This window comes from Pseudobacillus sp. 179-B 2D1 NHS, from assembly GCF_045370945.1.
Classification (GTDB): Bacteria; Bacillota; Bacilli; order Bacillales; family Domibacillaceae; genus Pseudobacillus.
On record NZ_JBIQDP010000022.1, the window covers coordinates 68,238 to 77,721 of the forward strand.

Here is a 9,484-nt window from a genome sequence, read left to right on the forward strand (position 1 = left end):
GCAATAAGGAGGCAAAAAAGAGCAGCTGAAATTTTCAGTGCTCCTTTTTATCAGCATTACTGGTTGGCAATGTTTTTTACAATATTATATTTACGAATGCGATATTGTAAATTTTGACGGCTCATACCGAGAGCTTTCGCTGTTTTCGTCACATTGAAATCGTGATGCTGCAATGCTTTTGTAATATAGTATGTTTCCGCTTCTTGGATATAATCATCAAGCGGCAAAATCGCTTTATCAGGTTGATAAAGAAAGCTCTCTACTTTCTCTAAGTCACTTGATAGGCCGTGACTGCCGGATTTGTTGCGAAATTGGATAGGGAGGTGTTCAAAAGAAATGGCATCTTCATGATCCATTAAGTTCATGGCACCTTCAATAACATGTTCTAATTCTCGGATGTTTCCTGGCCAGTCATATTCCAGGAAGTAGTTTCTTACTTCCTCGTCAATAGAGGCTACGTTCATGCCGAATAAGTGATTGTATTTGTCGATAAAAGCTGAAGCGAGCAAATCAATGTCTTCTTTCCGTTCTCTTAAAGGCGGAATGAAAACTGAGACAACGCTTAAACGGTAATACAGATCTTTTCTTAAGCTTCCGGCTGCAATGGCATCAATGGGGTCTTCGCTAATAGTGGCAAGAATGCGGACATCGATAGGAATATCTTCTTTTCCGCCTTCCCGGCGTATTTTCTTTTCCTGGATAACTTTTAAAAGTTTTGTTTGTAGGGCGGGACTCAGGCAATCAATTTCATCAAGTAAAATTGTCCCTCCATGTGCTTGTTCCAATAACCCTGGACGCTTCTCTGCTCCTGCCTGTTCTTCCACGCCGAATAGCAAAGTTTCCATTAGTGTATCCGGAAGTGCGGCGCAATTTTGTGAAAGGAAGGTTTGGTCAGCCCGTGGGCTGCCATTATGAATGCTATGGGCAAATAGTTCTTTTCCAGTCCCAATCTCGCCGACGATTAGAACTGAAGAGGCAGTGCGGGCGGCCCGCTTGCCTGTTTCAATCGCTTCCTTGAGCAGGGGGCTTTGCCCAAGAATCTGATCAAATGTATAGCGGATGTCCTCTTTTTTATTCATATTTTCTTGTATCATCTTTTCGAGCTTCGTCACATCTTTTGCGATCTCTACTGCGCCGATAACAGTTCCGTTCTCTTCAATAGGAAAAGTGTGGTTAATGGTGGTGATTTCTTGTCCTCTATTATTAAAATAAGTTTGTTTAACGTTTTGGATGCTTTCTCCTGATTTCAAAACCTGAAGTAATGTACTTTCCTCGGCCGCCCCAAAGTTAAAAACATCCATTAGATTTTTATCGAGAACATCTTCAATATCCATTCCCTCGATTTCCCGCATTTTTTTATTGTAAATAACTGTTCTTTCATTGGGATCGATTACATGAATACCGAGGTCGATCTTTTCTAAGATTTCTTTATACATGGTTACTAGCGATTCTAAACTTTTTGCATTCATAGAATCCCCCTCTTTAAAATATATTTCTATTTTAAGAAAAAACACTTGAAAAAAGCAATAATATTTTGCATTATAATAAGTGTAAGAGATTTATTGGTGCAAAATAAATTTGCGCATAAAACTTTATCAGTCACATAAAAATTATAGTTTTGATCATCTTAAAGGAGGAAGGATGCTGATTCCATATAAGCATGAACCATTTACTGACTTTTCAAAACCAGAAAGCAAGAAGGCTTTTCAGCTTATAGAAAGCTATCTTGGCTAGGATTATCCGCTGGTAATCTGTGGAAATAAAGTAACAGTTGAGGATAAAGTTGTTGCTTATCATCCAACTGATAAAGAAGAAGTAAGGGGACGTGCGCCAAAAGCGAGTCGCTGTTGAAGACGTTTGGTATTTGGAAAAAGTAAAGTCAGAAATCCGTGCAGGTATCTTGTTCAAAGCGGCAGCGATTATCCATTGCCGTGAACATGAGTTCTCTGCTCTCCTTGTACTTGTAAAAGAAGCCGGAAAACCTTGGAATAAGGCAGATGCTGATACAGCTGAACAGATCGACTTCTTTGAATGCTACGGCCGTCAGATGCTAAGAATGAAAGACGGTATGCCAGTGGGGAGACTCTTAAGGCAAAAATATAAATAAACGGAGGGAAAAAGATGGCTAATACAGTTCAGTCACAAGAAATTATCAAGCAAACAGAAAAGTACGGAGCAAACAACTATCATCCACTACCAATCGTTATTTCTGAAGCGGAAGGTGTTTGGGTACAAGATCCAGAAGGTAATAAATATATGGACATGCTTAGTGCTTACTCTGCTGTGAACCAAGGGCATCGTCATCCAAAAATTATTCAAGCTCTAAAAGAGCAAGCAGATCGAGTAACATTAACATCCCGTGCATTTCATAATGACCAGCTTGGACCATGGTATGAAAAAGTTTCCAAACTAACAAACAAAGAAATGGTATTACCGATGAACACTGGTGCAGAAGCGGTAGAAACAGCTTTGAAAGCAGCTCGTCGTTGGGGATACGATGTAAAAGGTATTTCAGACAATCAAGCTGAAATTATTGCTTGCGAAGGTAACTTCCATGGTCGTACAATGGGGGCAGTATCGTTGTCATCAGATGAAGAATACAAACGCGGCTTCGGTCCGATGCTTCCAGGAATTAAATTGGTGCCGTACGGTGATCTTGATGCGCTTAAAGCAGCTATCACTCCAAACACAGCAGCTTTTATCATTGAACCTATCCAAGGAGAAGCGGGAATTAATATTCCGCCAGCTGGATTCTTGAAAGCAGCTTACGAGCTTTGTAAAGAAAACAAGGTAATGTTTATCGCTGATGAAATTCAGGCTGGACTTGCGCGTTCAGGTAAAATGTTTGCTTGCGAATGGGATGATTTTGAGCCGGACATGTACATTCTTGGTAAAGCGCTTGGAGGCGGCGTGTTCCCTATTTCCTGTGTAGCAGCAAATAAAGATATTCTTGGTGTATTCAACCCAGGCTCTCACGGTTCTACTTTCGGAGGCAACCCGATGGCTTGTGCCGTTTCAATCGCTGCTCTTGAAGTTCTTGAAGATGAAAAATTGGCTGATCGCTCTCTCGAATTGGGAGAATATTTTGTGGGTAAACTGAAAGAAATTGATAACCCAATGATTCAAGATGTACGCGGCAGAGGTTTATTTATTGGTGTAGAATTGAATGAGCCGGCACGTAAGTATTGTGAAGCATTGAAAGAAGAGGGACTACTTTGTAAAGAAACTCATGACACGGTCATTCGTTTCGCTCCTCCACTCATTATTTCGAAAGAAGAATTGGATTGGGCGATCGAGCGTATTCAAAAAGTGCTAGCTGTTTCTGGCACAAACTAACGATTAAATAACAAAAGAGGCGAATTTCAAAATGTCGGAAAATCTAAATTTATTCACATCAACTCAGGATGTCATTAAAGAAGCTTTGGCAAAATTGGGTTACTCGGAAGAAATGTATGAGCTTTTGAAGGAACCGTTACGCATGTTGACAGTTCGTATACCTGTACGTATGGATGATGGTTCAACAAAAATATTTACCGGTTACCGTTCACAACACAGTGACGCAGCTGGCCCTTCTAAAGGCGGCGTCCGCTTTCATCCGGATGTGAATGAAGAAGAGGTAAAAGCATTATCAATGTGGATGACGCTCAAGGCAGGAATTGTTAACTTGCCATATGGCGGCGGAAAAGGCGGAGTTGTTTGTGACCCTCGCCAAATGTCAATGGGTGAATTAGAACGTTTAAGCCGCGGCTACGTTCGCGCAATTAGCCAGATCGTTGGTCCTACAAAGGATATCCCGGCTCCAGACGTTTATACAAACTCACAAATCATGGCATGGATGATGGACGAGTACAGCCATATTCGTGAATTTGATTCTCCAGGATTTATCACTGGTAAACCTCTTGTATTAGGTGGCTCTCACGGTCGTGACAAAGCAACTGCTGAAGGTGTAACGATTTGTATTAAAGAAGCAGCGAAAAAACGCGGTATCGATATTGAAGGAGCTCGTGTGGTTATCCAAGGTTTCGGTAATGCGGGAAGCTTCCTAGCTAAATTTATGCACGATGCCGGGGCAAAAGTTATCGGAATTTCTGATGCTTATGGCGCTCTTCATGATCCAAATGGTTTAGATATCGACTATTTAATTGATCGTCGTGATAGTTTTGGTACGATTACTACATTGTTTGAAAACACAATCACAAACCAAGAATTATTAGAAGTAGATTGTGATATTTTAGTACCAGCTGCTATTTCTAACCAAATTACAGAAAAGAATGCTGATAAGATTAAAGCGTCTATCGTTGTGGAAGCTGCTAACGGTCCAACAACAATGGAAGCAACAAAAATATTGACAGAAAGAGGCATTCTTCTTGTTCCTGACGTATTGGCAAGTTCCGGAGGGGTAACTGTATCTTACTTTGAGTGGGTACAGAATAACCAAGGTTACTACTGGACAGAGGAAGAAGTACACGAAAAGCTTCATGAAACTTTGATCAGTGCTTTTAATAATATTTATGAAACTTCTCAAACACGCGGAGTGAATATGCGTCTGGCTGCTTATATGGTCGGAGTTCGTAGAACAGCAGAAGCTTCTAAGTTCAGAGGATGGGTTTAATTAGATAAAAACAAAAAGAACAGCCTCCATAGTCTAAGGCCGGTGATAATTCACCGGCCTTGTCTTTTTGTATAAAAAGGCAAAACTAAGAATTAGGCGCAGTCATGCGGCGGTTTTCTGTTGCATCCCATGTTTTAAATAACAAGCCAAGGTTAATCAGTCCTGCCACTCCCACGATAATATAAATGATTCTTGAAAGTACAGAGTCCTGACCACCAAAGATAGCTGCCACTAAATCAAATTGAAACAGTCCGATTAATCCCCAGTTAAGAGCCCCAATAATCGTAAATACAAGCGCAAGACGCTGAAGTGTATGCATATTTCTTATTCCTCCTTTCATCTCTGACGATGTTTAGTATGCGCAAATTGTTTGCTTCCATACATAGAGAGAAAAAGTATGTTCTTTTGAAAAAATATAGTCGATCTATAATAATAAGGTAAAGGGGGAGAAACGATGAATCGATTTATTCAATATAATCCGGTTAAATGGATTTTTGGGAAAGGATCGATCAGCAGGCTGCAGGCAGAGCTGCTGCGATTTGGCAAAAATATTCTTCTAATTTACGGTGGCGGGAGCATCAAGAAGAATGGTTTATATGATGAAGTAATAAAAGAATTAAAGGCTATTCAAGCGAATATTTATGAGCTGCCCGGTGTTGAGCCGAATCCTAGGCTTTCTACGGTACAAAAAGGCATAGACATTTGTAAAAGAGAGCAAATTGACTTTGTTTTGGCTGTTGGCGGAGGAAGTGTGATTGACTCTGCAAAAGCCATTGCTGCTGGAGCCAAATATGAAGGCGATATTTGGGAACTCATTTCAAAAGGGAAAACGACAGAAGCCGCTCTCCCTTTAGGTACCATTTTAACACTGGCGGCTACTGGTTCTGAAATGAATGCAGGTCTTGTTATTACTAACTTGGAGACAAAGGAAAAAATTGATTGGCATAGCCAGCATGTGTTTCCGCAATTTTCAATTTGTGATCCATCGTACACGATGACAGTGCCACATGATCAAACTGTTTTTGGTATTATTGATATTATGTGTCATATTCTTGAGAACTATTTTCACAATGGTGAGGGTGCGGATTTGCAAGACAGCTTCAGTGAGATAACTTTAAAAACTCTTATTGAGACAGCTCCCCGGCTTTTAAAGCAGCCGGATAGCTACGAGTGCCGTGCAAAAGTAATGTATGCTGGGACCATCGCTTTAAATGGCACCCTACAATTAGGGTATCGTGGTGACTGGACTGCCCATATTATTGAACATGCTGTATCAGGGCTATATGATATTCCTCATGCAGGTGGTTTGGCCATTTTATTTCCGGCGTGGATGGAGTATGCCATTCATTCTCAACCGGCTCGTTTTAGTCAATTGGCAAACCGTGTATTTAATGTCAATGAGGTAGGAAAATCAGAAAAGGAAAGAGGTCTTCGAGGCATCGAGGCTCTCCGGGATTTTTGGTTAAGCCTCGGTGCACCTGCACGTCTCTCTGATTATGGAATTACTAGCGCTGATTTGGAGGAAATAGCGGACCATTCAATGAGGAGAGGAGAATTTGGTCGCTTTTGTCCAATGAATAAAGAAGGCGTGTTAGCTATTTTGCGTACTGCCTTGTAATAAATAGAATGTGAAAATTCCGCAGAAAGCTGCGGAATTTTTTTATTATTGGAGACACTATAAAAAAAGAGAGGGGATGAGCAGATGATTCAGTTACCTTCCGCATTAGAAGGAAAAAGTTTTAATTTATATGATTTAGAACAAAAGCTAAAGCCGCTCGGTTATTCGATTGGAGGCAATTGGGATTATGACCATGGTTCCTTTGACTACAAAATAAACGATGAAGAAGGATATCAATTTTTAAGAATTCCTTTTACTGCGACGAATGGCCAGCTAGATTCGCCGGGTGTCATAGTTAAAATCGGCTCTCCATTCATTCTTGCCCATGTTTATGAGCGAGGAATCGATGAGCTCGCTACACCTGGGAATGTAGGAGGGGCTTTTAACCAGTTTGCTGAACCCGAAGATGCTGATGCGAAAGTAAAAGAAAAATATGTGATATCCGGGCAACGGATACTAGAAGAGACCGAAAAGACGCTCAATGTTTAATCACGAGCAATTGATCAGAAGAACCAATTTGAAAAGAGAGCGGGGGATTGATCAGTATCTCGCCCGCTCTTTGAATACCGATTAAAAGAATACGCTCTTTCAAAAGAATAATGGCTAACTCTCCAAAGGGGAGATTGTTCCATTCCAGATCGGGTGACATGGATTGTAGAAAACTTCCATTGGTTGGGTCGATTAAATGCATGATGGAGGCAGAGGCGCCTTTATGCTGAATACTGCTTAGCATAATAGAGCTTGCATGCTTATTTGTTTGGATCACTTCGTCTGCACCTGCCCGTTTAGCATTAATTACTTGGTCATTGGTCAAGATTTCTACGATACAATGGAGAGAAGGGTTGCTGCCTCTCACTGCTACCAAAGTCAGAATTGAATTCATATCTGCATGCATCTCATTTTTATTTTGGTCAGATGTAATTAAAGCGCTTGCTGCTTCTTTTATATTCGCCTTTTTTAAGATTTCGTCTTTATAAGGGGCACCTTGAATAAAGTGAACAATCTTTTCTGAATAAGGGTTTGTCCGCAAAGATTCATCAATAAGAACGACGTGACGAGAGAAAGGCAATGTATGTAAATGATCAATAATTTCTTTTGTACGTTCATTCCAGCCAATGATGACTAGATGGTTTTTATGGGTGTAAACGGCTCTTCCCTCGCGTAAAGAGTTTTGCAAAGTTACAGCAGACGCTGCCAAATTAATAAAATAAGCGGATAAAAAACCGGCTCCGGCAAATATTAACCCGATGCCAATAAGCCTTCCAGCGGTTGTTTTAGGGGCATAATCCCCGAAACCGACTGTTGAAGCAGTAACGACCGCCCACCAGATTCCTTCAAAAACAGTTGGGAACGTATGTGGCTCGATGAGGTGGACAGCTGTCCCGAAAAGCGTAATAAAAAAGACAGCAATGATGAGAATCCGAAATAAAATAGGAGATTCAACGAATTTATAATAGATAGTTTGGAACACAAAGCCATCCTCCTTTTAAATTTTAAATATTCTTTCTTTTTAAAAAGGTATTGCTATTTGGGATGAAATTAATATAATAGTCAATAGAGCAATGAACGGGGCATTAGCTCAGCTGGGAGAGCGCTACACTGGCAGTGTAGAGGTCAGCGGTTCGAGCCCGCTATGCTCCATTATGACCAAGAGCCTGCAGACAAGCTTGTCTGCAGGCTCTTTATTTGTTTGACTGCTAGTAACTACTCATCCTGCAATAAACATAACGGTGATAATGATAGCTGATAAAATAAGTCCCCCGGTAATTCTTGTCCATTTTGTTGTCATGCCATTCTCCTCTCTACCTTTAAGCGCCGAAAATCTCTTTTTTTTGTATTATTCCCTCCATCTAAAAAAATATGCCTGTTTCTTAGAAAAGTCTCCTGATCTCTTTTACTTTGTTTATTAACTGGAAATATCGCCTGAGAAGATTTAAAATGATAGACGGTTTTTACTTTTAAAAACCATCTAGATTTACTCAAAGGAGAACATCTATGGACAGTCCAAAGCTCAATCCTTATGCCGTGTTGATTATTGGAGTTTTTTTTGTTTCTACTTCAGCAATATTCGTCAAGCTGTCGTCAGCTGATGCTGGTGTAATAGCATTTTACCGCCTGTTATTTACTGTTTTGCTCATGCTCCCTTTATTTCTTTTTAAATATGTAGGAGAACTTAAAGCTGTTTCAAAGAAGGATTGGTTTTTCTCTCTTGTCGCTGGCATCTTTCTGGCTTTTCACTTTATTCTATGGTTTGAGTCCTTGAACTACACTTCTGTGGCGAGTTCCACTGTGCTGGTTACTTTGCAGCCGCTTTTTGCTTTTGCTGGTACATATTTTATCTTTAAGGAACGGTTTACGTTGGGAGCGCTAATTGGAGGCGGCGTAGCCATTGGAGGGAGTTTTATCATTGGATGGGGCGATTTCCAGGTTAGTGGAAAAGCGCTTTACGGAGATATCCTTGCTCTTATTGCTTGTGGATTAATTACAGGCTACTTGTTGTTTGGACAAATAATCCGCAAAAGGATGTCTTTGATAACCTATACGTTTATTGTCTACTTTAATTGTACAATTGTTCTCTTTTTTTATGTGTTAATGAAAAAAGAATCATTTTATCCTTATCCTGCAAGGGAATGGGTCTATTTCTTTTTATTAGCTGTTTTGTCTAATTTACTTGGGCACACCTTATTCAACTGGTCTATCAAATATATTAGTACTTCGGTTGTGTCAATGGCTATATTGCTCGAGCCGATCGGTGCAAGCATTCTTGCTTGGTGGCTGCTTAAAGAAAAGTTAATAACGCCTCAAATAGTTGGAGGAGCTATTGTGCTTGTGGGCCTCTTATTATTCGTAGCTGACCCAAAGAAGATAAAAAACATTATTCATAATCGAAAACGGCAGACAGACTCGTAAAGCAAGGAACTAATTTAGTTCCTTGCTTTTAGTTTGATAAAAAGCAGTAAAGGAAAAAGGTATTTAAAAGAGTTGGCAAGCAGTGGTAAAATAGAGAATGATATTCTTTAAGTGAAAGAACATAAAAACTATATTTTTTTTAAAAAACACTTGTCACTTTTAATAGAGCATGATATATTATTACTTGTCCGAAAGACAAAAACAAAAAGATGAAGTTAAAATGTTTTTGACAGGACGAAGCGAGTGTGCTATTGTTGAAAAGCACTTAAAAATTGATCTTTGAAAACTGAACAAAATACATGCCAGTAAGTTAATTCTTATTTTTAAAACATGAGCAAGTCAAA

Annotated in this window: 8 protein-coding genes, 1 tRNA gene and 1 pseudogene; 7 read left to right on the plus strand and 3 right to left on the minus strand. The window is 39.9% G+C overall.

Annotation, left to right across the window (positions count from 1 at the left end; genetic code table 11):
- Positions 1 to 56: 56 nt before the first annotated feature.
- Positions 57 to 1,469 carry a sigma-54 interaction domain-containing protein gene (locus ACH0BF_RS19060; RefSeq protein ID WP_120034122.1) on the minus strand — a complete coding sequence of 471 codons (1,413 nt, stop codon included), beginning with the start codon at positions 1,467 to 1,469 and terminating at the stop codon, positions 57 to 59.
- Positions 1,470 to 1,641: 172 nt separating this feature from the next.
- On the opposite strand from ACH0BF_RS19060, the pseudogene ACH0BF_RS19065 reads away from it, so the two are divergent.
- The 3 genes and pseudogenes from ACH0BF_RS19065 to ACH0BF_RS19075 all read left to right on the plus strand — a co-directional run.
- Positions 1,642 to 2,077 (plus strand): annotated as a pseudogene (locus ACH0BF_RS19065) (aldehyde dehydrogenase family protein); the annotation flags it as partial.
- Between the two features lie 44 nt (positions 2,078 to 2,121).
- Positions 2,122 to 3,336, plus strand: coding sequence for an ornithine--oxo-acid transaminase (locus ACH0BF_RS19070; protein WP_120034119.1), 1,215 nt, complete (start codon positions 2,122 to 2,124; stop codon positions 3,334 to 3,336).
- A gap of 31 nt (positions 3,337 to 3,367) precedes the next feature.
- Complete coding sequence (locus ACH0BF_RS19075; protein WP_120034117.1) at positions 3,368 to 4,612, plus strand: Glu/Leu/Phe/Val family dehydrogenase; 1,245 nt, start codon at positions 3,368 to 3,370, stop codon at positions 4,610 to 4,612.
- A gap of 85 nt (positions 4,613 to 4,697) precedes the next feature.
- On the opposite strand, the gene ACH0BF_RS19080 is transcribed toward ACH0BF_RS19075, so the two are convergent.
- Entirely contained in the window at positions 4,698 to 4,931 is a 234-nt protein-coding gene (locus ACH0BF_RS19080; RefSeq protein ID WP_120034115.1) for a DUF378 domain-containing protein, read from the minus strand.
- Between the two features lie 135 nt (positions 4,932 to 5,066).
- Here ACH0BF_RS19080 and ACH0BF_RS19085 point away from each other — a divergent pair, with 135 nt between their 5' ends.
- Positions 5,067 to 6,230, plus strand: a complete 1,164-nt coding sequence (locus ACH0BF_RS19085; protein ID WP_406910020.1) for an iron-containing alcohol dehydrogenase — start codon at positions 5,067 to 5,069, stop codon at positions 6,228 to 6,230.
- Positions 6,231 to 6,314: 84 nt separating this feature from the next.
- Entirely contained in the window at positions 6,315 to 6,719 is a 405-nt protein-coding gene (locus tag ACH0BF_RS19090; RefSeq protein ID WP_340852767.1) for a YugN-like family protein, read from the plus strand.
- Here the strand turns inward: ACH0BF_RS19090 and ACH0BF_RS19095 are convergent.
- On the minus strand, positions 6,709 to 7,701 hold the full coding sequence (locus ACH0BF_RS19095; protein ID WP_340852769.1) for a potassium channel family protein: 993 nt from the start codon (positions 7,699 to 7,701) through the stop codon (positions 6,709 to 6,711). The genes ACH0BF_RS19090 and ACH0BF_RS19095 overlap by 11 nt on opposite strands.
- Positions 7,702 to 7,798: 97 nt before the next feature.
- Here ACH0BF_RS19095 and ACH0BF_RS19100 point away from each other — a divergent pair.
- Positions 7,799 to 7,871, plus strand: a tRNA-Ala gene (locus ACH0BF_RS19100).
- Between the two features lie 354 nt (positions 7,872 to 8,225).
- Positions 8,226 to 9,140: a DMT family transporter gene (locus ACH0BF_RS19105; protein WP_120033966.1), complete on the plus strand. Its 915-nt coding sequence runs from the start codon at positions 8,226 to 8,228 to the stop codon at positions 9,138 to 9,140.
- The last annotated feature ends 344 nt before the right edge of the window (positions 9,141 to 9,484 follow it).